The sequence below is a fragment of the Pseudomonas sp. PME37.24/025 genome (assembly GCF_055556615.1).
The window spans coordinates 1-271 of the sequence record NZ_JBVHNK010000203.1; the positions used below are offsets into that span (position 1 = coordinate 1).

A 271-nucleotide genomic window follows, 5' to 3' on the forward strand; every position below is an offset into this window, starting at 1 on the left:
TGATGAGACCCTGCACCTCGCCGTACTCGTCGACGACGAGAGCAAGCTGCGCCTTCCGCTTCAGGAACGCGTTGAGCTGGTCCTTCACGCTGGTGGTATCGGGGATGAACCAGGGGGCTGCCACCACGCTCTCGATGTCGAGCTTGCCCGTATCCCAGCCGTGCTTCGACAGCGCGACGAGCAGATCCTTGGTGTGCAGCACGCCGACGATGTTCTCGGGCTCGTCCTTCCACACCGGGATGCGCGTGAAGGGGCTGCGGATGATCTCGTC

General features: G+C 63.5%; 1 protein-coding gene. It reads right to left on the minus strand.

What is annotated here, in order from left to right; genetic code table 11:
- Positions 1 to 271, minus strand: a 271-nt coding sequence (locus ACZ3HH_RS30080) for a CBS domain-containing protein (RefSeq protein ID WP_465810234.1), incomplete at both ends; no start/stop codon positions are given.